General features: G+C 45.6%; 15 protein-coding genes and 1 other RNA gene. 14 read left to right on the forward strand and 2 right to left on the reverse strand.

Going from position 1 to position 23660, the window contains the following annotated elements; all coding sequences use genetic code 11:
• The first annotated feature begins 21 nt into the window (after positions 1 to 21).
• From tpiA to AC3ITG_RS00950, 8 genes are all read left to right on the forward strand, one after another.
• The gene (gene tpiA, locus AC3ITG_RS00915; RefSeq protein ID WP_063566490.1) at positions 22 to 774 is read left to right on the forward strand and encodes a triose-phosphate isomerase; all 753 of its coding nucleotides are present in this window, start codon (positions 22 to 24) and stop codon (positions 772 to 774) included.
• A complete protein-coding gene (gpmI, locus tag AC3ITG_RS00920; protein WP_413374459.1) occupies positions 774 to 2318 on the forward strand; it encodes a 2,3-bisphosphoglycerate-independent phosphoglycerate mutase in 1545 nt (514 codons plus the stop codon). The genes tpiA and gpmI overlap by 1 nt, the downstream gene beginning before the upstream one ends.
• A 239-nt stretch (positions 2319 to 2557) precedes the next feature.
• On the forward strand, positions 2558 to 3844 hold the full coding sequence (eno, locus tag AC3ITG_RS00925; protein WP_024629499.1) for a phosphopyruvate hydratase: 1287 nt from the start codon (positions 2558 to 2560) through the stop codon (positions 3842 to 3844).
• A gap of 218 nt (positions 3845 to 4062) precedes the next feature.
• Positions 4063 to 4296, forward strand: a complete 234-nt coding sequence (secG, locus tag AC3ITG_RS00930; RefSeq protein ID WP_053782964.1) for a preprotein translocase subunit SecG — start codon at positions 4063 to 4065, stop codon at positions 4294 to 4296.
• A gap of 451 nt (positions 4297 to 4747) precedes the next feature.
• Positions 4748 to 7513 (forward strand): ribonuclease R, encoded by a 2766-nt coding sequence (rnr, locus tag AC3ITG_RS00935; protein ID WP_489252528.1) that lies wholly within the window; start codon positions 4748 to 4750, stop codon positions 7511 to 7513.
• A gap of 180 nt (positions 7514 to 7693) precedes the next feature.
• Positions 7694 to 8176, forward strand: a complete 483-nt coding sequence (gene smpB / locus AC3ITG_RS00940; protein ID WP_062326656.1) for an SsrA-binding protein SmpB — start codon at positions 7694 to 7696, stop codon at positions 8174 to 8176.
• Between the two features lie 630 nt (positions 8177 to 8806).
• Positions 8807 to 9171, forward strand: a transfer-messenger RNA (tmRNA) gene (ssrA, locus tag AC3ITG_RS00945).
• A 360-nt stretch (positions 9172 to 9531) separates the two neighbouring features.
• Positions 9532 to 13464: an S-layer homology domain-containing protein gene (locus AC3ITG_RS00950; protein ID WP_489252529.1), complete on the forward strand. Its 3933-nt coding sequence runs from the start codon at positions 9532 to 9534 to the stop codon at positions 13462 to 13464.
• Between the two features lie 126 nt (positions 13465 to 13590).
• Here AC3ITG_RS00950 and AC3ITG_RS00955 read toward each other — a convergent pair whose 3' ends face one another.
• On the reverse strand, positions 13591 to 14247 hold the full coding sequence (locus AC3ITG_RS00955) for a hypothetical protein (protein WP_489254385.1): 657 nt from the start codon (positions 14245 to 14247) through the stop codon (positions 13591 to 13593).
• A gap of 267 nt (positions 14248 to 14514) precedes the next feature.
• Here AC3ITG_RS00955 and AC3ITG_RS00960 point away from each other — a divergent pair, with 267 nt between their 5' ends.
• From AC3ITG_RS00960 to AC3ITG_RS00970, 3 genes are all read left to right on the forward strand, one after another.
• Positions 14515 to 15768, forward strand: a complete 1254-nt coding sequence (locus AC3ITG_RS00960) for a mechanosensitive ion channel family protein (protein WP_489252530.1) — start codon at positions 14515 to 14517, stop codon at positions 15766 to 15768.
• A 417-nt stretch (positions 15769 to 16185) separates the two neighbouring features.
• The gene (locus tag AC3ITG_RS00965; RefSeq protein WP_489252531.1) at positions 16186 to 17430 is read left to right on the forward strand and encodes a macrolide family glycosyltransferase; all 1245 of its coding nucleotides are present in this window, start codon (positions 16186 to 16188) and stop codon (positions 17428 to 17430) included.
• A gap of 169 nt (positions 17431 to 17599) precedes the next feature.
• Positions 17600 to 18454 carry an aldo/keto reductase gene (locus tag AC3ITG_RS00970; RefSeq protein WP_489252532.1) on the forward strand — a complete coding sequence of 285 codons (855 nt, stop codon included), beginning with the start codon at positions 17600 to 17602 and terminating at the stop codon, positions 18452 to 18454.
• 168 nt (positions 18455 to 18622) lie between these two features.
• Here the strand turns inward: AC3ITG_RS00970 and AC3ITG_RS00975 are convergent, their stop codons facing one another.
• Positions 18623 to 19774 carry a glycosyltransferase family 2 protein gene (locus AC3ITG_RS00975; protein WP_413374467.1) on the reverse strand — a complete coding sequence of 384 codons (1152 nt, stop codon included), beginning with the start codon at positions 19772 to 19774 and terminating at the stop codon, positions 18623 to 18625.
• Positions 19775 to 20123: 349 nt separating this feature from the next.
• Between AC3ITG_RS00975 and AC3ITG_RS00980 the strand changes: the two genes are divergently transcribed.
• The 3 genes from AC3ITG_RS00980 (at position 20124) to AC3ITG_RS00990 (ending at position 23622) form a co-directional block, all read left to right on the forward strand.
• The gene (locus AC3ITG_RS00980) at positions 20124 to 21701 is read left to right on the forward strand and encodes an extracellular solute-binding protein (protein WP_489252533.1); all 1578 of its coding nucleotides are present in this window, start codon (positions 20124 to 20126) and stop codon (positions 21699 to 21701) included.
• 80 nt (positions 21702 to 21781) lie between these two features.
• A complete protein-coding gene (locus AC3ITG_RS00985; RefSeq protein WP_489252534.1) occupies positions 21782 to 22708 on the forward strand; it encodes an ABC transporter permease in 927 nt (308 codons plus the stop codon).
• Between the two features lie 29 nt (positions 22709 to 22737).
• On the forward strand, positions 22738 to 23622 hold the full coding sequence (locus tag AC3ITG_RS00990; protein ID WP_062326636.1) for a carbohydrate ABC transporter permease: 885 nt from the start codon (positions 22738 to 22740) through the stop codon (positions 23620 to 23622).
• Positions 23623 to 23660 lie beyond the last annotated feature (38 nt).

Genomic DNA, 23660 nt, shown 5'->3' on the forward strand with positions numbered 1-23660 from the left:
AGCATGAAGGAGTTGAAAACCATGAGAACACCGATTATCGCAGGTAACTGGAAAATGTTCAAAACGGTTTCCGAATCCAATGACTTCATTCAGGAAGTTAAAGGAAAAGCGGAAGTTGAAGGCGTAGAGACTGTTATTTGCGCACCGTTTACGAATCTGCCATCCCTGGTAGAAGCTGTTAAAGGCACAAACATCAAAATTGGTGCACAAAATCTTCATTTTGAAGACAACGGTGCATTCACAGGTGAAATCAGCGGCGTGATGCTGAAAGACCTGGGTGTGGATTACGTCATTATTGGTCATTCGGAGCGCCGTCAATATTTTGCGGAAACCGATGAGACTGTCAATAAAAAGTTGCATGCAGCATTCCGTCACGGATTGACTCCAATCTTTTGCCTTGGTGAGACGCTTGAAGAGCGCGAAGCTGATCAAACGAAAGACGTGTGCAAAGTGCAAACGGAAGCTGCTTTTGCAGGTCTGTCCGCAGATCAGGCAGCACAAGTGGTTATCGCTTATGAGCCAATCTGGGCGATTGGTACAGGCAAATCCTCCACTTCCCAAGATGCGAATGAAGTTATTGCTTACATTCGTACGCTGGTGAAGGATCTGTACGACCAAAAGGTAGCAGATGCAGTTCGTATTCAATACGGCGGCAGTGTTAAACCTGAGAACGTAACAGAATACCTCGGACAAAGCGACATCGACGGCGCGCTTGTTGGCGGTGCCAGCTTGCAGCCGGCTTCGTTCATCGCGCTTGTTGAGGGGGCGAAGTAATGACAGCTCCAAAACCTGTAGCACTGATCATTATGGACGGCTTTGGTCTTCGTAACACGGTGGAAGGCAACGCGGTAGCGCAAGCCAAGAAACCGAACTATGACCGTTTTATGAGCCAATTCCCACACACAACTCTCACTGCTTGCGGTGAAGCTGTAGGTTTGCCCGAAGGGCAAATGGGGAACTCCGAGGTAGGTCACCTGAACATTGGTGCCGGCCGGATCGTATACCAGGATTTGACTCGTATCTCCAAATCGATTCGTGACGGTGAATTTTACGACAATGAGACACTCGTTAAAGCTGTTCGCGAAGCGAAACAAAGCGGTAAAAAGCTTCACTTGTATGGTTTGTTGTCCGATGGCGGCGTACATAGTCACATCGACCACTTGTTCGCTATGCTGGATCTCGCCAAAAAAGAAGGAATGAATGACGTATACATTCATGCCTTCATGGATGGCCGTGATGTTATGCCAGATAGCGGTAAAGAGTTCATGCAGAAGCTGATTGCCAAAATCGAAGAAGTCGGTGTAGGACAAATCGCAACGGTTCAAGGTCGCTACTATGCGATGGACCGTGACAAACGTTGGGAACGTGTTGAGAAATCATATCGTGCCATCGTTTATGGTGATGGACCAAAATACACTGATCCACTCAAAGCAGTTGAAGAATCGTATGAAAAATCCGTATTTGACGAATTCGTTGAACCAACGGTTATCGTTAAAGCAGATGGCCAGCCAGTAGGTTTGGTGGAGAGCGGCGATTCCGTCATTTTCCTCAACTTCCGTCCTGACCGTGCGATCCAATTGTCGCAAGTATTCACGAACCAGGATTTCCGTGGTTTCGACCGCGGTCCGAAGTTACCTGTGGGCTTGCACTTCGTGTGCCTGACCTTGTTCAGCGAGACCGTTGAAGGTTATGTGGCTTACTCGCCTAAAAACCTCGACAACACGCTGGGTGAAGTTCTGGTACAGAACAACAAGAAACAGTTGCGTATTGCAGAAACCGAGAAATACCCGCACGTAACCTTCTTCTTCAGCGGCGGCCGTGATGTTGAGCTTCCGGGCGAAACTCGTGTGCTGATCAACTCACCAAAAGTTGCAACGTACGACTTGCAGCCGGAGATGAGCGCGTATGAAGTAGCTGACGCATGTGTTCGCGAGATTGAAGCAGACAAACATGACGCCATCATTCTGAACTTCGCTAACCCTGATATGGTTGGACACTCCGGCATGCTGGAGCCTACGATTAAGGCAGTAGAAGTAACGGACGAATGCATGGGCCGTGTTGTGGATGCAGTTCTCGCTAAAGGCGGCGTTGTGCTGATTACTGCGGATCATGGTAACGCGGATATGGTGTTTGATGAGCAAGGACGTCCGTTCACGGCTCACACAACGAACCCGGTTCCACTCATCGTTACAGATGCTAACGTTACCCTGCGTGAAGGCGGAATCCTCGCGGATATCGCTCCAACGATTCTTGACTTGATGCAATTGCCTAAACCGGCTGAAATGACAGGTACATCCGTCATTGCTACCCGTAAATAATATAATTTTAATAGGTTATTGAATAAGGCCTAAGTTGAACCTTAACGAAGCGGGCAGAACCGATCTGTAGAAGCGAAGCGTTCGCCTTTATCACATGATTTCAACTTATTAAAATAAGTTCAAAGAAATCAGGGGATAACAGCGATCGGAAGACGGTACTGCATGCGGAGTGGCCTGGTGAAACTCAACTATCTGAACGTATTAAAATAAAATTCCAAATTAAAAGGAGATTATCACTCATGACTATTATTTCTGACGTGTACGCTCGCGAAGTCCTCGACTCCCGCGGTAACCCTACAGTTGAAGTTGAAGTATACCTGGAGTCCGGCGCAATCGGACGCGCTATCGTTCCATCCGGTGCATCCACTGGTGCCCACGAAGCTGTTGAGCTTCGCGATGGCGACAAATCCCGTTACCTCGGTAAAGGCGTTCTGCAAGCTGTTAAAAACGTAAACGAAACAATCGCTCCAGAAGTAATCGGTATGGATGCATTGGATCAACTGGGTATCGACAAATTGATGATTACTTTGGATGGTACGCCAAACAAAGGTAAACTGGGTGCTAACGCAATCCTGGCTGTATCCATGGCTGTAGCTCGCGCAGCTGCTGACGCTTTGGATCTGCCATTGTATGTTTACCTGGGCGGATTCAACGCTAAAGTACTGCCAGTACCAATGATGAACATCATCAACGGTGGTGAGCATGCTGACAACAACATCGACGTCCAAGAATTCATGGTTCTTCCAGTTGGAGCACCAAGCTTCAAAGAAGCTCTTCGCGTAGGCGCGGAAATCTTCCACAACCTGAAATCCGTACTGAGCTCCAAAGGTCTGAACACAGCTGTAGGTGACGAAGGTGGCTTCGCACCGAACCTTGGTTCGAACGAAGAAGCAATCACTACAATCATCGAAGCTATTGAAAAAGCAGGTTACAAACCAGGCGTTGACGTATTCCTGGGTATGGACGTAGCTTCCACTGAGTTCTACAAAGATGGTAAGTACACACTTGCTGGCGAAGGTAAATCTTACACTTCCGCTGAGTATGTTGACCTTCTGGCTTCATGGGTTGAGAAATACCCAATCATCACAATTGAAGACGGTATGTCCGAAGATGACTGGGATGGTTGGAAATTGCTCACAGAAAAATTGGGAGACAAAGTACAACTCGTTGGTGATGACCTGTTCGTAACGAACACAGAACGTCTGGGTAGAGGTATTGAAGAAGGTATCGGTAACTCCATCCTGATCAAAGTTAACCAAATCGGTACATTGACTGAAACATTCGATGCAATCGAAATGGCTAAACGTGCAGGATACACAGCTGTAATCTCCCACCGTTCCGGTGAGTCCGAGGACAGCACAATCGCTGACATCGCTGTTGCAACAAACGCGGGTCAAATCAAAACGGGTGCTCCTTCCCGTACAGACCGTATCGCGAAGTACAACCAATTGCTCCGCATCGAGGATCAACTGGGTGAACTGGCTCAATACAATGGTCTTAAAGGTTTCTACAACCTCAAAAAATAAGTTGTCTTACGACAACTCACGGGCAAGCCGGGTAACCGGCTTGTCTTTTTTATTAAGTTCATTTTAATCGCTTAAGCATAGAAAGGATTGAAGAAGGTGGCTGTATCTCAGTAATTGAGGAAATGCCACTACTTGTATCACGTTAATAGCTGTGTTACAATTAAAGTAACTGTTTTTATGGTGAGATGTTATGCCCACATGGGTAGGAGGTGGAAAGAATGGATATTGCTTTGAAATTGCTGCTCGTGGTGTTTTCGATCGGTCTAATCACTGTAGTATTGCTGCAGCACGGGAAAAGCGCTGGTTTGGCGGGTGCCATCTCCGGTGGTGCGGAACATCTTTTCGGTAAAACGAAAGCGCGCGGACTGGATCTTTTCCTGCAACGTGCAACGGTTGTACTGGGTGCAGGATTCTTCATTTTGTCTATCGTAGTTACGGTCTTCTCCAAGTAAGAGATGGAGTGCCTTATGTAACGCGATAGTTTCGAGCATGAACGCTTGAATAACTAACCTTCGTTTCGAGAAGAAACGGAGGTTTTTTAATAAATTCATCCATGACCAGTCTTTTCCAATGAACCACACGATTCTGATCTTCGATTTCTTCTCACTTCCGTTCGGTTACCTTCCTACATATTCGCCCTGTTCTGGGCCGATTCTTTTCTGTCTTTTCGAGAGCAAAACACATGTAGCATAAATGCTGTTATGATGCATGAAAGCGCGGTTATGCAAGGGGCCATGCATGCTTGGTTTATTTTGCAGGGTACGGATGCGCCGGATTGAATTCGTGTATACTAGGGTATGAGATAGTGAGGCCTGCGGTAAGGGCTTTACATCTGTAAGGTTACTGCTACATATAGAGAGATGAAACAAGATTACACTTTTATGTTTCCCGAGGTGAATATTAATGATAACAGAACAACAATTGCTCGACTTCATGCGGGAAACCGCTTATAAACCAATGACTTATCAGGAACTGGAACAGCACTTCGAGATTGAAGACGCGGCTGATTTCAAAGCCTTTTTAATTATGCTTAATATGCTGGAGGAATCCGGCAAAGTCCTGCTGACCCGCAATAACCGCTACGGTATGCCAGAACGTATGGATTTGGTGCGCGGACGTTTGCAGGCTCATGCGAAGGGGTTTGCTTTCCTCATCCCTGAAGATCGGGAACACCCGGATGTGTACATCCACGCCAATGATATGAAAAGCGCTATGAACGGCGATACGGTGTTTGTTAAAGTGACTTCCCAAGGACCTTCTGGCGGCCGCTTGGAGGGTGAGATTGTCCGTATTGTTACCCGTGCGGTGACACAGGTCGTCGGTGTATTCCAAAGCCATGAGGTGTACGGCTTTGTGATTCCGGATGACAAGCGGATTAACCGTGACATTTTTATCCCACGTACAAACTTCGCTGGAGCTGTTGATGGGCAAAAGGTTGTTGCACGGATTGTCAGCTACCCCGAGGGCCGAGCTGCAGCAGAGGGTGAAGTGATTGAGATCCTCGGTCATAAGGACGAACCGGGTATTGATATCCTGTCCGTGATCCGCAAACATCAGTTGCCGGAAGCATTCCCGGATGAAGTGGTGGAAGAAGCTGAAAAGGCACCGGATGCCATTACGGAAGAAGAAATTATCCAGCAAGGCCGCCGTGATCTGCGTGGGCTGAATATCGTTACGATTGATGGCGAGGACGCCAAGGATCTCGATGACGCCGTCAATGTGGAGAAACTACCTAACGGTAACTATCGTCTAGGCGTTCATATTGCAGATGTAGGCTATTACGTGCAGGAAAACTCCAAGTTGGACCAGGAAGCGTACAACCGCGGATGCAGCGTGTATCTGGTGGACCGTGTTATTCCGATGTTGCCGCAACGTTTGTCCAACGGGATCTGTAGTTTGAACCCACAGGTAGACCGTTTGACCCTGTCTTGTGAGATGGAGTTCAACGACCAGATGAAGGTTGTGAAACATGACATTTTCACAAGTGTGATTAAAACCAAAGAGCGGATGACGTATTCCAACGTCCGCAAGATTTTGGAAGGCGAAGAGCCGGAACTGTTGGAACGCTACAAGGATTTGGTGGATGAGTTCCACTTAATGCAAGAAATCGCCTTGAAACTTCGTGCGATGCGTATGCGCCGTGGTGCGGTTGACTTTGATTTTGAAGAATCCAAAATCATCGTGGACGAAGAATGCAAACCGGTAGATATCGTGAAACGGGAGCGTTCGATTGCGGAGCAAATCATTGAGGAATTCATGCTGGCAGCCAATGAAACGGTAGCAGAGCATTTCCACTGGTTGAAGGTTCCGTTCATCTATCGTGTGCATGAAGATCCAGATCAGGAAAAATTGCAAAATTTTCTCGCCTTTGCGGCGAATTTCGGACACCACGTCAAAGGACGTGGCAACGCGATTCATCCACGGGCACTTCAATCGCTGCTTGAGGATATTAACGGGACGAAGGAACAGACGGTTATCAGTACAATGATGCTGCGTTCCATGAAACAGGCGAAGTATGATTCTGAGATGTCCGGTCACTTTGGTCTGGCGGCAGAATTCTACAGTCACTTCACATCGCCGATCCGTCGTTATCCCGATCTCGTCATTCACCGTGTTATTCGGGAAGTGATTGAGAACAATGGGGCTTTGCCTGAGAACCGTCAGGAGTATTTGGCTGGACGTATGGCCGATATAGCGCAACAGTCTTCGGAACGTGAGCGTGTGGCGGTTGAAGCCGAGCGCGATACGGAGAAAATGAAGAAAGCTGAGTACATGCTCGATAAAGTCGGCGAAGAGTTCGAAGGCATGATCAGCAGTGTAACCAGCTTCGGTATGTTCATTGAACTGGAGAATACGGTAGAGGGTCTGATTCGCCTGAGTGCGCTCACGGACGACTATTACCATTTTGATGATCAACATATGGCTCTGATTGGCGAACGTACCTCTAAAGTCTTCCGCATCGGTGATGAGGTGAAGATTCGTGTGGCGCGTGTGAGCATGGAAGAGTACACAATTGACTTTGAAATGGTCGACATGAAACCTCGCGGCGAACGTCCTGGTGGCTTCGGTGGTGGACGTGGAGGTAAAGGTGGACGTCCTGCTGGTGGTGGAGGACGCGGTGGCGCGAAGAGTGGTTCCGGTGTATTCAGTGGCTCGCGTGGTGGTAAAGGTGCCCCAACTGGTGCTGGAGGCAGCCGTGGTGGCAGATCAGCCGATGAGAGCAGCAAAGGTGGTCGTGGCGGTCGTAGCGGAGCTTCGAACACAGCAGGAAGCGCAGGTGGTAAAGGTGGCGGCAAACCGAGAGGTGAGCGTCGTGCTGGAGATGCTGGCGGATCAGCTGGCCGGATCAAGGGAGCGGTAAGCTTTGGTTTTGGCTCAGGCAAAGGTGGTTATAGCTCTACAGCGGGTGGCCAGGAAGGCACTTCAGCTAGTGCACAAGGGAATGGTCTGAACAGCGGCAGCAGTCGCAGTGAAGGAAGCTTCAAATCCGGTAAAGGTGGCAAAGGCGGTAGTGGACGCAAAAACACCTCACCTAGCGGTGTGTTTATCGGAGAAGGAGCTACACCAGGCGGTGTTCAGGAAGGTGGAGCGCCACGCCGTAAGCGCAAGAAAAATAAAGGTGCATCTGCCAACGGAACGGCGGCTTTTGTACGGAAGAAGAAAAAGTAATCGCGTTTCGCTAAGCATGGAGTGAGTGTAATGAGAAGGGGCGGCGCAGACCGCCTCTTTCTTGATTTTAACAGCGGTCCTTGCTACAATTAAGGTCTGGCTTGTGGTACCTGAGGAAATGTGTGGTACGCTGCTGTAGAGCATAGGTACCGGCTTATTTTACGGAGAAGGAGTGAGGACATGGGCAAGAGTGATGGACAGAGTAAAGTGCTTGCACAGAATAAAAAGGCTTCCCATGACTACTTCATTGAAGATACGTATGAAGCGGGCATGGTGCTTACCGGAACGGAGATAAAATCTCTTCGTAACGGCCGTGCGAATATTGGTGATGCATTTGCCACGATTCGAAACGGTGAGATTCATATTCACAATATGCATATTAGCCCTTTTGAACAAGGGAACCGTCATAATCCAATTGATCCAACACGTACGCGCAAACTGCTGATGCATAAAGTGCAGATTCACAAGCTACTTGGGCTGTCGAAGCAGGACGGATACAGCATTGTACCGCTGAAGATCTATATTCGTAACGGGTATGCGAAGCTATTGCTCGGACTGGGTAAAGGTAAGAAGCAGTATGATAAACGGGAGTCTGCTGCAAAACGCGATGCACAACGTGATATTCAACGGGTACTGCGTGAGAAGCAGAAGGTTGCTCGTTGATTGGGTTGCTATGTGTTGAATTGCGCATGGTAAGTTAGTTAGTGATAGGCGGGTTATTTTAGAAATAAGGGATCTCAAGGTATGCCTATAATTGGGTAGAGCTTGAGATTTTTTGTTTTGATTAGAGGTCCCTTGTTAGGGGCTGTCAGATTTTTGTGCCAGGTCTGATATGAGATACACCAGTTGTTGCCTCGTACCCTGTCTAATAAAAATTGTTAGTAGTGGTGTACCGGGTAGCTTTGTGAGGATTGCTGGAAAGAATCGTTGCAGTAAGTTGGTTGATGGCTTCGTAGTTTGTTCGGATCGTGGGTAAGATAGTTAAGAAAAGTTGTTCATGTTTATGAATTGTCTGCACTTCGGTACTCAACTTTACTTCCCTTGAGGGACGCGGTATAATATGTAGACGCTTGAGCATCATATGTGTGTTGGTTAAACTTGCACAGTTGCTCAGCCTGCTGGAACGTCTTCCAGCAATCTATACTATATCGGTGAATGGTCCTGTGTTATGATGTTCTTGTAGCAGACAGGAATGCCGAGTTTGAAAGAAGCATCTTTTTACCTTGGAGGAAAAAGATGTGCAGCACCTTTGCTCCGTATTCACGGATTAATCCTGGAGCCCTTCTTATATGAGGGGGCGTTTATGGATTCGACGGGGATAGTTCGAGCATGGGTAGCGGGTAGTGGGGACGCGTCCACTTCATCAACGCTAAAGCCTATTAAACGGCAAACAACAAACAAACTACGCTTTCGCAGCCTAAGAAACTGTGTGCGTGCTTCTAACCTGCATCGCCCATGTGACAGGATTAGGGGCTAACAAGTAGTGGGATACGCTGTCACATCTCCGCCTGGGGTGTGCTGAAGAAGACAATCAGGCTGACCCAACGTATAGCCGGTTACGGGGCGATACTCGGGTGACATCAAAACTGTGACTACACCCGTAGAAGCTTATGTGTCGTTATCTTCGGACAGGGGTTCGACTCCCCTCGCCTCCATTAGAGCAAGACCAAGAAAAGCCATCAACCAGATAATCTGGTTGGTGGCTTTTTAGTTATCTTATCATTAATCTTAACATAAACAGTATAAAAGATAAGAAATCGCTTACATATTTCAAGAGTTGTTTAAGTGCTCAACTTTGTTAATGTATGCAATCCATAACATTCCTCAATAGTGTGAACTTCCTCACATCATTATAATGGGATAGTGCTTCCATTTGAATGTACTGCCTAAACTAATTTCATCTAATTACCAGACTTAATTCATTACATAACTCCAATGTACAAGAAAGGATGCTATTAGATTTAACCGTTTGGGCAGAAAAATTGATATTGGTGTATTTGAGGAAAAGGGGAGAAACAGTGAGAAAAAGAATTCCAATTCTATTTATGACTATGGTTATTGTATTCACGCTAATTACACCCGGTTTGGTACCCAGAGCTGAAGCGGCAGGGGGTACAGTAACAAAGGCCTATACAGCTACGAAGGATACCATGGAATTAAACGGTCATATTCAGTATGACGGCATTCATGATAATGATGGGGATGGTTTTCTTAGTATTGGCAGGAGTAACGACGAATTCGGGAATGTTCGGCAGAGGGCTGGCATAACGTTTGATTTGGGTGTGCCAGAAGGGATTGTTGTATCAGCAGAGTTGGTCTTGACTGTTGCTACTGTTATCAGAAATCCTGACCATACTTTGTATATGGAAGTCAGGGGATCTGCGGAGAATGATTTGAACTATGTAACCTTCCCTTCGCTAGATACGAATAGTCCTTATGCAGATAAATTCACTGCGAAAAGTACTGCGGAAGTGCCTATGGGTACGTATCTTCAGAATCAATCCATTACATTTAATGTGAAAAGTGCTGTAGATGCTTTCACAGATATCTCAGATCGTAAAATCACCTTTATGCTCAATGGGAATGAGACAGATGCAGATAGCGGCTGGTTCTCCATTCATTCTTTGGAGACTTACGTGAATGCTTTCCGTCCGAAGCTAGTCGTTACTTATGAGACTGGACCGGTTAATACCCCTCCTACGGGTTCCTTCACGATTATGGAAGGAGCGATGACGGGTACCAGCACAGTCAATCTATCCGTAACAGGTTCAGATCCTGATGCAGGTGATAGTGTTACCCATATGAGATTTGCGAATAGCGCTGCTAATTTATCGGCGGCATCTTGGCTGCCCTTCAGCAATACTGCAACATTCAGTCTAACTGGAGGAGATGGGGCGAAGACCATCTATATGCAGTTGAGGGATTCCAACAATGCGATATCTTCCAATTCTTCTCAGACCATTCTATTGGATCAAACAGCACCAATAGGTACACTGATCATTAATGATGGTGCCTCATGGACGAAATCATCGACGGTCACATTGAAAGGAACCTATTCGGATGGAAGCGGCTCAGGAGTTGAGCAGGTGCGTCTCTCCAATATTAACGGCACTTGGCAGACCAGTTGGTTCAGTATCGCTGACCTGAACGGGAGGTCATGGGTCCTTCCCGCTGGCGAGGGAGCTAAGACCGTATATGTACAATATAAAGATAGAGTCGGCAATTCGAGCAGCTCAACGATCAGCAGTACGATTGCAGTAGATACAATAGCTCCTACTATTACGAATGTAGTGAATAACAAAGTATATAACAGCAGAGTTACTCCTGTATTTAACGAAGGCACCGGATTGCTTAATGGGGCTCCCTTTACCAGTGGTACAGAAATCATGCAGGATGGAACGTATACGCTGATCGTCACCGATTCAGCAGGCAATAATGCGATGGTGAGCTTCCAGATTGATACGGCGTCACCTATCGTGGCGGGAGTAGCGAACGGCGGAATATACAACATTAACAAAGTGATTACCTTTAACAAAGGAACAGCGACCTTAAACGGAGCTGCTTTTTCTAGTGGTACACAGGTTACTCTAGATGGTGTGTATACCCTGGTCGTGACGGATGCGGTAGGTAATGTAACGAGGATAACTTTTGAGATCGACAAGATAGCACCTATAGTAACAGGAATAACGAACGGCGGGAGTTATAAAGAGCAAGTGACCATCCGCTTTAACGAAGGAACAGCGACATTGAATGGTGCTGCTTTCGCTACAAATACAGAGATTGATCAGGATGGCGTGTACACGCTGGTTGTAACGGATGCAGCAGGCAACGTGACAACTATTAGTTTCACGATCGATACAGTAGCACCTACAATTACAGGGGTAAGCGAGGGCGGAGTTTATAAGACGGTAACTCCCAGTTTCAACGAAGGAACAGCGGAATTGAATGGAACTCCTTATATTAGCGGTACGGAGATCGATCAGGATGGTGCGTATACGCTTGTTGTAACGGATGTGGCAGGGAATGCAACAACCGTTCAATTCCAAATTGATGCAACCTCACCAACGGGGACGGTAATCATTCAAGCGGGTGCGGAATGGACAAATGCGACGGATGCTAAACTCACTCTGACTAGCAACGACGGAAATAATGGTAGTGGTGTGGAAGAGATGCGTTTTTCAAACAATGGAAGCGACTGGAGCGGCTGGGAACCATCAGCGATAACAAAGACTTGGAGTCTTGTACCGGGTGACGGTGAGAAGACGGTATATGTACAGTTTAAAGACAAGGTTGGCAATATGAGTGAAACAATCAGTGACGTTATTAAGCTGGACCAAACGATTCCTACAGGAACAATCTTGATAAATAGTGGTGTAGCCACGACGAGTAGCAAGTTAGTGACATTAACTTTGACTTCTTCAGATGGCACAGGTAGCGGCGTTACAGATATGCGTTTTTCTGGTGATAATTTAACATGGTTGAATTGGGAGAACGTATTACCTACGAAAAATTGGAGCTTTACGGGTAGCTCGGGATTAAAGAACCTTTACGTCCAATTTCGAGATGCTGCGGGTAATGTTAGTGTGGCAAACATGGCTTCAATTACCTACCAAGAAATCTCTGGTGGTTCTAACGGCGGCGCTTCTGGAAGTATAGGGAGCATAGATAACACTTCTGGAGGTACAGGGAGCATAGATATCCCTTCTAGTTCTGATGTTGTCATTAGTACGGGAACTAAGACAGAGAATGCGGCTAAAGTTGATATTAAAATGGTAGAAGGAAAAAAGGTAACAACGGTCTTCTTGGAAGAAGCCCAACTTAAAGGGATGCTGAATGAATCGGATAACAAACCGGTAATTACCATTAAGGTTCGTAACCATTCCGATACCGTCAATTGGGAGATGAACGCTGCACTTCTGCAAAGCTTAGAGAACAACAATGCAGCTATTCAAGTGTATACAGAAAATGTTGTGTATACTGTTCCCTTATCCCAAGTTAGCGTTAATAAATGGCGTAATCAATTAGGAGCTGATATCCCTTTGAAGGATGTGAAGATCAAGGTAGAGATCACTATTCTTCCTAATTCGGCATTTGTATTCAAGAAGGTGGGTGACGGACAGGTTTCTCTTGTTGGTCCGCCAGTACGTTTTTCTATAAAAGGGCTATACGGAAACAAGGAATTAGAATTAAATCAATTCGATACTTTTGTAGAAAGGCGCGTTGCAATTCCCGAAGGGATAGATCCTAAACGCATTACGACAGGAGTAAAGCTTATGTCGGATGGTACAATTGTTCATATTCCGACGAAGGTAATACGTGAAGGAGGGCGCGATTACGCTATCCTTAATAGTATGACCAATAGCATTTATGCACTTATTTATCATCAAAAAACCTTTACGGATATATCCAAACATTGGGCTCAAGAAAGTATCAATGACTTAGCCTCAAGACTCGTCATTAATGGAGCTGACGAGCAGCGGTTTTTACCGGAAAGCGAGATTACGCGCGCAGAATTTATGGCTATTATTATCAGAGCATTAGGCTTAAACTCAGCTAACAAGACGTTTGATTTCAAGGATGTAGCGGAGGAAGCATGGTATCATCAAGCAATTCAGATCGGATATTCTTATGGGCTAATCGATGGACTTGGCGATGGTTTCTTCAAACCAAATGAGAAGATCACCAGACAGGAAACGATGGTTATTCTATCTAGGGCATTGAAGCTTGCGGGGCTGAATAAGGAGATAGACAGTACGAAGCGGCAAAAGCTAGTCAACCAATTCGCAGATCGCGGGCAATTGGCCACTTGGGCGCAGCAAGCTGCAGCATTAACCGTTGAAATCGGCGTTATCGGCGGTTACAAAGGAAAACTGCTTCCACTGCAAAATATTACGAGAGCAGAAACCGCAGCAATTATTCAGCGATTTCTTCAAAAAGCTGAATTCATTTAACAGATTGGTTATTACAGAGGGGGATTCCGAACCAGGTTGATGACGGTTCGCCTACAATACCAAAAAAGAGACCCTTTGAGGTCTCTTTTTTGGTATCTATGAGATCAATAAAAGGCGAACCTAACTTTAATTATTGAACAGGGGTTCCGTGCGAAGCAAATAGTTACCCCTTACCTCCGCCGTCCAATTGGCAAAGACTTCTCTCCATTGAACACTGTTAAAGAAATCGTCTACCGATTGAGTGTCGGAATCCCAGTCAACAAATATGTTGAGAGGTGTGATTCCTCCAGCCCAAATCCCATTACTGACGTCAGTTCCCTTTTCTCTAACTAATAAGATTGGAATTCCGAATTGAAAAGCCATGGCAGGCTCGATTTGAGAAAAAGTCGATCCTTCCCAGAACGGGGTGGTCGTTGGGGGCTCCCCTACATTGGATTCAAGAATTTGAACAAAAAATCTTCGGAAGTTGATCGCGAGCAGACCATAGCTTGAAAAAACCAAGCGCCGTATATTCGTTAGAATGTTTTCCGGGTATTGTTCACTAACAGGCAATGTGCGGGGAAAGAGCAATGCATCTTCAATTTCCCTAATCAGACGGTTCAGAAATTGCTCTTGCGGGTCATTTACCGTGTTGGTTGTACTCAAAAATATAGGAATACGAAAAGCACGGTCTACGCATGCATCGATAGCGGATGTTGTGTCCTTTTCATTATGAATGGACTTATTTGGATTTGAGGAAGAGGTTCTTAAATTACCGCGTACGGGTGGAAGCTCCGTTACCATGCTTACGGGAGAAAGCTTTTTCATGGGAAATTGCTGAGTCTTAGCCTTATTTTTTGTATTACTCAATGTTCACATCTCCAATGCAAGAATCTGGTTTATATTTAGCCCAGTCTATGCACATTAGCCCATTTGTGTGACGTGATACTCATGAAAGGGGCATGTACACTGTACCCCATCAACCGATTGCTGTATTTTATTGCAATTTTACTTCGTACTAGAATGTAATTTATAATAATAAGTTAATATAAACCGCGTCAGGAGGATACAATGGACTTTATCAAAAATCAACTAGACGGAACTGGCATGAGTGAACAAACCATTGGATATCTTTCGAATATGATCATGGTGGTATTTATAGCTGTGGTCTCCATACTGGCCAATTTTATAGCTAAAAAAATCGTGCTGAAGATTATTATCCAGATCATCAACAACAATCGGTACACGTGGGATAAAATCATTGTGGAGAAAAAAGTGTTCCACAACCTCTCACATCTGGTACCGGCGATTATCATTTATTATTCAGCTTATATCTTCCCGTCCTATCAAGCTTTGATTGAAAAAGCAGCTCTAACTTATATGATCGTCATAACCATCACGGTATTAAATGCACTGCTTAATGCCTTTGATACCATATATCGTTCCTATGAAGTCTCCAAGATCAGACCCATTAAGGGATACATTCAGGTAGCCAAGATCATTCTTTTCATCATTGGGGGCATTATCGTCATCTCGAGCCTTATTGGTCAGAATCCTTTGATTATTCTCAGTGGACTCGGCGCTTTATCAGCTGTTCTGATGCTTGTCTTCAAGGATTCCATATTGGGACTGGTGGCAGGCGTGCAATTATCATCGAATGACATGGTGCGTGTTGGTGACTGGATTGAAATGCCCAAATATAATGCCGACGGCGACGTCATCGATATTACGTTAAACACGGTAAAGGTTATGAATTTCGATAAAACGATCACGATGATTCCAAGCTACGCGCTCATCTCGGATTCATTCAAAAATTGGAGAGGCATGCAGGTATCTGGTGGCAGAAGAATTAAGCGAAGTGTCTATATCGATACAAGCAGCATAAGCTTTTGCACCAAGGAAATGATTGGGGAATTTCAGAAGATCCACTATCTTACGGATTATCTTGAGACAAAATTAAATGAAATTAACGAATACAACATGGAACACCACATTAATACGGAAAGCATTGTGAACGGTAGACAGCTTACGAATGTGGGTGTATTCAGGGAATATATCCATCAATATCTGAGAAATCATCCGAAAATTCATAAGGATATGACGTTGATCGTGAGACAGTTGGCGCCGGGAGATAACGGACTACCACTTGAAATCTATGCATTCAGCAATGATATCGCCTGGGGCGTGTATGAATCGGTCCAAGCAGATATTTTTGACCACATCTTCGCCGTTGCGCCGACATTTGGTCTTCGTGCCTTCCAAAATCCAACAGGTCATGATATCGTGCAACTAAAAGAAAGCCCCCAATATTCGAGAGGATATTGAGATAGGTTATTTACCCGATCCAATATAAATATGAACAGAGGAAGCACCGTAAAGGTGCTTTTTTTGTTCAAAAAGTGACATATATACTATTTACAAAAATGGAAATAATTAATAGTATATTCATATGGGCATGATTTCCAGATTTTATTTTAGCCTTCCTTTTTGAAGCTATATAAAATCAACTAAATGTTTACACGAGAACGTAGAGGACAGAAATAACCTGAAGAAGCGGAGCGTTCGCCTTTATCCCCGGATTTTCCCCTTTGAAAAAGGGAATCCAAAAAAATCTGGGGATAACAGCGATCGGAAGGTTATTCTGTCATCGGAGTGGCAAGTGTAAATTATTTTTTAGTTCAATTTATATAGAAATAAAATGTCCCGCTTTGAAGATTGGAAAATTTAATGGAGGTGAATCTCGTGGCACGTGTATTAGTTGTAATGATGCCTGCAGAAGGGCATATCAATCCGACGCTCGGAATAATCAAGGAACTGATAGAGAACGGAGATGAAGTTGTCTACTGTTGTACGGAAAAATATCGGACAAAGATTGAAGCATTAGGCGCACAATTTAAAGCATACTCCTTCAACGAGGCAACCCTGCTCAACAACCCAGATATGAAGCCATTTGAAATCAAGCACCCTTATCAATTTGTATATATGGTTTTGAAGAAAATTATTCAGCGGTTTATTCCGGATGTTCTGAATCTGATCGAAAATGAAACCTACGATTATTTAATTTTCGACTCCATAATAGGTTGGGGAGGACAAATATTAGGCGAAAAGCTGGGTATACCAGCGGTATGCTCAACCACCACTTTTGTTTTTGTGGAGCCTCTCGGATTCGGTAATCAACTGAAGGATGACGATGAGGAGGTCAAAGAGCTATATAACGGCATCATGGAGATGTCCCAGCAATTAGCTTCCCAGTTCAATGTGGCTGTTCCTTCTCTGGCGGATCTTTCAGGGCACCCAGGACAACTGAAGATTGTTTATACAAGCCGTTATTTTCAACCCATGGGGGACAAGCTGGACGACAGCTTTGTATTCACCGGCCCATCTATTACACCCCGCAAGGATGCACCATCCTTTGCAAACGAATCCCTGCATGCCGTTTATAAACAGGCGGTTTATATTTCGATGGGAACCATTTTAAATAAGGATCTTGATTTTTATAAGCTGTGCTTTACGGCTTTTCGGGATTTGCCTGTGCAATTTATATTATCTTCAGGGAAGGATACCGATTTGGAGCCCATTGCTGATCTCATTCCTGACAACTTCATCATCAGACCCTACCTCCCGCAACTGGAGGTTTTGCAGGGTGTAGATGCTTTTCTGACACATGCGGGCATGAACAGTACAAGCGAAGCTTTGTATTATAATGTACCGTTGGTTTTGCTCCCGTTAACCTCGGATCAGCCGCGTGTAGCAGGCCGGGTGCAGGAGTTGGGAGCAGGGGTCATCGTGGATAAAAATAACCTTACACCCGACGTACTGAGAAACGCGGTATTAGAAGTGCTCGGTAATGCCTCCTACAAGGAACATGCTGAGGTTATTGGGAAAACGTTACGCGATGCTGGCGGGTACAAGCAGGCTGCTATGGCCATTAAGAACTTTATGGGCAAGCAGTCGTTATCCGCCACGCCGATCTCTTCGTTTGAATGAAGAGGCGACTGGCCTCCAATAGAACTAGACGAGAAAGCCACTACCCCGTTAAACGGGGTGGTGGCTCTTTCATTTGATTCATCCGCGTATGGAGGGGTAGAATAAACGAGAGGGCATATCACCTTTTCCATATCGTTTTAGTATATCTTTCGCAAAGGAGAGTTTACAGATGAATCATACAATCCCGGAATATACGTTGAATGATGGTTTAAAAGTACCTGCCATTGGCTTTGGTACTTATAGCTTAAAAGGAGAAAAAGGTGTCAAATCCATAGCGTCCGCGATGGATGCAGGTTACCGACTGATTGATACAGCGTATAACTATGAGAACGAGGCGACTGTCGGAAAGGCCATTAAGCAGAGCTCAGTTCCCAGGGAAGAATTGCTGATTTCATCTAAACTGCCAGGGCGTTACCATGCCTTTGAAAAGGCGATTGTAGCCATCCAAGAATCCCTATACAGAGCAGATCTGGATTATTATGATCTATATCTGATTCATTGGCCGAATCCCAAGCAGGATATGTATGTGGAAGCGTGGCAGGCACTCATTGAGGCCAAAAAACGCGGATATATCCGTTCAATCGGAGTTAGCAATTTCCTACCGGAACATAATGAACGCCTGATTAAGGAGACGGGAGTAGCGCCAAGCCTGAATCAGATTGAGCTGCATCCATTCTTTGACCAAGCCGATCAGCGGGAGAAGGATTCGCAGCATGGCATTGTTAACGAATCGTGGAGTCCCATTGGGCGTGGCAATGATGCAGTGCAAGATATCGTAAAGGATGAACAGATCCTTCGTATTGCCGAAGCTCATGGCAAAACGGGTACTCAGGTTATTTTGCGCTGGCATACCCAGCTTGGTTCAATTCCTATCCCAAAATCAGGCTCTCTTCAACACCAGCAAGAAAATATCGATATTTTCGATTTCGAGCTGAGCGAGAAGGAGATGGAAGTCATTTCTTCTTATAATCGTGAGGATGGACGGTTGTGGAATCAGGACCCGAGCGAATACGAAGAGTTTTAAATTATTGAATTTGAAAACGTGTGATTCACCGTAAGGTGAGGAAAACGAGCATGAAGGAAACGTAGCCTCCTATTCTACAAAGATGTAGATAGGGGGCTTTGTGTTGTATTAAAAAAGTGAATGCAATTGGAACAGGAGTAGTATGGGCGAAGTTATTGATACAGTTAACTACTCTACCAGTTTTTCAGACCTCTGCGCCATATCCTGTAAAACGCGAGCCACCCGACTTCTTCTGCCTTTTGCTTTTCTCTGTATTCTTGCGAGAGATTTTTTATACGCTTCCACATCTGTTTGAAGCGCGAAGTGTTTGGCGGCAATCCGTAATGTTTTCTTTAACAATCGTGCGGAAGAACGTGTTGTTCTGGACCGGAAGCCTCTGCGCAAGATTCGCAGCGTTTTTTTGTAGGTTTCCAGGTCAGCTGATGGCGGTACAACGCAGAATAAATTGAGTGCGGAATCATTGAATCCATAGGTTTCAAGCATGATTTTCAGATTCTCTGTGTTGAGCACTTCCCCTCGGAAATGAGTGGGATGTTCCTGATGATAACCCACGACCTCTTTCATGCAGTAGAAGGGCACTTTCAAACGATGCAGCCTGTAGCCCAGATCCCAGTCTTCAAGCCCATAAAGTACAAACCGTTCATTAAAACCACCGACCCGATTCAATAGACTACGCCGAATGGATACGCACCGAGTGACAAGCAACATCCAAGGAGCCACATCGGTGCTGGCAAATTGCTTGATGACACCAATCGGTATTTTGGTTGGGAAAATGACTTTGGACAATGCATCTGTCTGATGAATGATATCTTCCGGTGTAACCAGTGGGATAATTTCATTCGCTGCGTCAAATTCAGGACGCCATAAGTTTGAAGGGGTAAGGATTGAACGGCAATGTTCTTTTTCCGATGGAGAGAAGTCTGGATAGTAGTGGGTATAAGCATCGGCAAAAGAATGCGGAAAACCTGAAACGACTGCTCTGGGATTTTTACGATGATATTGACGCACTGTTCGGATAAATTCGGGTAATGCCAGAAAGTCAGCATCACAGAAGATAACATACAGACCTTTGGCATGCTGTAGCCCCAAATTCCGAATCGCTGATCTGCCACGTTGCTCCGTTTGGGATACGTAAGTCAAAGAATATGAAGACTGGAATGCCTGGACCTGTTCTTTCGTTCCATCAGTGGAACCGTCATCAGCTACGATGACCTCGAAAAGGTGCTTCGGATAGGTTTGTGTCTCGAGGGCTGCCAGTGTAAGCAATAACTGATGAGCCCGATTATAGGTTGGGATAATGACGCTGTAGCGGATCGCCATTCCTGTTTCCTCCTTCACGTTGTTGGACGCTCCTTATGAAAAAATCGAACACGTTCAAGTAAGAAGTGATAATAGTTTATTCCATATAAGTGGCAGCGACTGGTCAAACACCCTATGATTTTGGAAACAGGCTTGATCGATCTCCTTCTTTTGCTTACCGTTCAATCTGGAAATATGATCTTGATCTCTTGCATTCATGTGTAAATCCTGCGCTACACAAGGAAATATCAAATTTTGGATATGTCGGCAAGAATGGAGGATAGCCAATATAGCGGGCAAACGGTAACTTTATGGAGAGCGATGACAGGGCTGCTTATCCACGATACATTCAATGGGGGGACGTGAAGTGATGAAAAGGTCATGGAGAAAACGACTGACAATTGGAATCTGCCTAATGTTGAGCATTGCTGCTCTTGGGGGCTGTTCAGGAGACAACGGAAGTACAGGTGAAGCAGGAGGAGATGGACCTACCCCCATTTCAATCTGGATGTCGATGAATACCAATGCTTCCATCACACTCAAGAGCATGAATGAAATTACGGCGATTAAGGAATGGGAGAAGAAAACCAATACCAAAATCGAATTCCAGCATCCCGCTGTGGGTGCCGAGACCGAACAGTTCAATGTCATGATTGCCTCGAATCAGCTGCCTGATGCCATGTTTGTAAATGGAGATTACGCCAAACTATTCAATGATGGTATCATCATTCGGCTGAACGAACTCATTGATGAATACGCTCCCAATTTAAAAAAAATCCTGGAGGAGAATCCCGAGGTTGCCAAACAGTTAAAAGCCGACAACGGAGATATCTATGCAATACCGCATCTGCGTCTGGGGGAATACAAAACCTTCGGCGGTACGTTCATCCGTCAGGATTGGTTGGATGAGCTGAAGCTGGAGAAACCGGAAACGATTGAGGAATGGGAGACGGTACTCAAGGCCTTCAAGGAGAAAAAAGGCGTAGCAGCGCCCCTGTTGTTTGGTGCACCACCCAAAATGAGCACTATGGGACCAGCCGCACCGACATATCTAGAGGCTTACGGCATCACTAATAACACGTTTATGAAAGATGGCAAGGTAGTCTATGGACCAATTGAGCCGGAATATAAGGAATTTCTAACGATGTTCCATCGCTGGTATCAGGAGGGATTGATTGATCCCGATTTTGCTACTAATGACCAGAAAACATACGACGCCAAAATATTGAGCAGTCAAGCTGGTGCGTTTTTCACCTTCATCGGTGGAGGTGTAGGCCGCTACCTGCCCGCTCTGCAGGAAACGGATCCGAATGCCAATCTGACAGCAACCCAGTATCCGGTGCTGAATAAGGGTGATGAGCCGATGTTTACCGGACGTTCCTGGGAGTGGAGCAGTAGCGGCGTTGTGCTCACCAATAGCAACAAACATCCAGAGGAAACGGTCAAAGCACTCGATTATTTCTTCAGTGAAGAAGGGCATATGCTGAAAAATTTTGGTGTGGAGGGCCTCACTTACACAATGAAGGACGGTTACCCGACCTATACCGATGAGATTTTGAAAAATCCGGACGGTCTTTCGGTTGCTCAGGCCATGGCTAAACATTTTATTGCGAACTATCCCTTCGTGGGGGAGGATGACGATCGGTACAACGAGCAATATTATCAGCTCCAACAACAGAAGGATGCGGCGGTTCTGTTCTCCAAATACAGCGATAATACACTGAAGGTAGGCCTTCCTCCTACCAGTCTGACGACAGAAGAATCCACGGAGTACAGCAAAATCATGAGTGATATTGGAACTTACCGGGATGAGATGTTCGTCAAATTTGTCATTGGGGTCGAGCCGATTGAGAACTTTGACAAGTTTGTTGATCAGATCAACAAGTTTAACGTTAAACGGGCTATTGAAATTCAGCAAGCTGCCCTGGACCGTTATAACGCCAGATAAGGAAGAGATGTTCACGGGTGGTGAAGCCTTTTTACGGCTTTACACCGTTGACGCCCTCTTTTGAATGAAAAAGGAAGGGGATGGAGAAGGTGTCGCACAAGCTTTCCTTGTTATGGCTCAATTACAAAAAGAATAAAGCCATCTATTGGATGGCTCTTCCCGTCGTTTTATATTTTCTCGTCTTCAAATACCTGCCGATGTACGGAGCCATTATTGCGTTCAAAGACTACTCGGTGGGCAAAGGCATATGGGGCAGTGATTGGGTCGGATTGCAGCATTTTCGTGATTTCTTTCAGAGCTATTATTTCTGGCGGATTCTGAAGAATACTCTTTTGCTAAGTTTTTATCAACTGTTGTTCGGTTTCCCGGCTCCCATTCTTCTTGCCCTTCTGCTTAATGAGCTCAGGCATGAAATCTTCAAACGCACGGTGCAGACGATCTCGTACATTCCCCACTTTATTTCCATTGTCGTCATCTGCGGCATGATTGTTGATTTCTCATCCCGGGATGGACTGTTTAACACCATCATTGGTTATTTTGGTGGACAGAGCAGCGCGCTTCTCAGCGATCCGGCCAATTTCCGTACCATTTATACCGCCTCATCGATCTGGCAGGAGCTTGGCTTCTCCAGCATCATTTATTTGGCTGCGCTTAGCGGCATTAACCCCGAGCTCTACGATGCTGCCAACGTGGACGGAGCAAGCCGACTTCGCCAGGTGTGGCATATCACGCTTCCCGGCATCATTCCGATGATTATGATTCTACTCATTCTCCGTATTGGTGGATTGATGGAGATTGGGTTCGAGAAAATTATTCTGCTCTATAATCCGAATGTGTATGATACGGCAGATGTGATCTCAACGTTTGTCTACCGCAAAGGGATTAGTGAAAGTGCCGAGTTCAGCTATACAACCGCGGTGGGTCTCTTCCAGTCGGTCATTAACTTTGCGCTGTTAATTGGTGCCAATCGCCTGTCCAAGGTGATATCCAATACCAAGCTGTTCTAGCCAAGAACGAGGTGAAGGGAGGGATTTCTTTGCAAATGAAAAGATCCATTGGAGAACGGCTGTTTGGCGGTGCCAACGCGATTCTGATGACAGGGCTAATTATCGTAACTTTGTATCCATTGCTGCATGTGCTGAATGCATCGCTTAGCGACTCAAGTCAACTCATGGCTCATAGAGGTCTGCTGCTTTTCCCCAAAGGGATTACAATGGAGAGCTACAAGCTGGTGCTGAGCAACCCCAACATTCTGTCCGGATACCGGAATACGATATTCATTGTGGTGGTGGGCACGGCGCTTAATTTGCTGTTCACCATTCTGGGGGCGTACACGTTGTCCCGCAAAAGCTTTATGCTCCGCAATCCGATTATGCTGGCGATTGTATTTACGATGTTTTTTAACGGTGGAATCATACCGTCTTATCTGTTGATCAATAACACGCTTCATATGGGGAACAGCCTCTGGGCTCTGATTGTACCCGGTTTGATCAGCAGCTATAATCTGATTATTATGCGGACTTCCTTTGCGGAAATCTCGGAAAGTCTACTAGAGTCGGCCCGTATAGACGGGGCGGGAGAGATGCTCATTCTCTGGCGGATCGTAGTGCCATTGTCCATGCCCGTTATTGCGGTGATGATTCTTTTTTACGGCGTCGGTCACTGGAATTCATGGTTCAGTGCGATCCTGTATATTCGGGACCGGAACCTGTTTCCACTTCAACTGGTGCTGCGAGAAATTCTGATTCAGAACAGTACAGACTCGATGACGACAGGAGCGACCGCTATGGACAAAGAGGCCATCGGGGAAAGTGTGAAATACGCAACCGTCATGGTAGCCACCCTGCCTATATTGTTCATCTATCCGTTTCTGCAGAAATACTTTGTTAAAGGTGTTATGATCGGAGCAATCAAAGAATAGAGTTGTCTTATGCCAAGCCATGCCCAAATATCACAATG

The sequence above is a fragment of the Paenibacillus sp. GL_099_B genome (assembly GCF_057835695.1).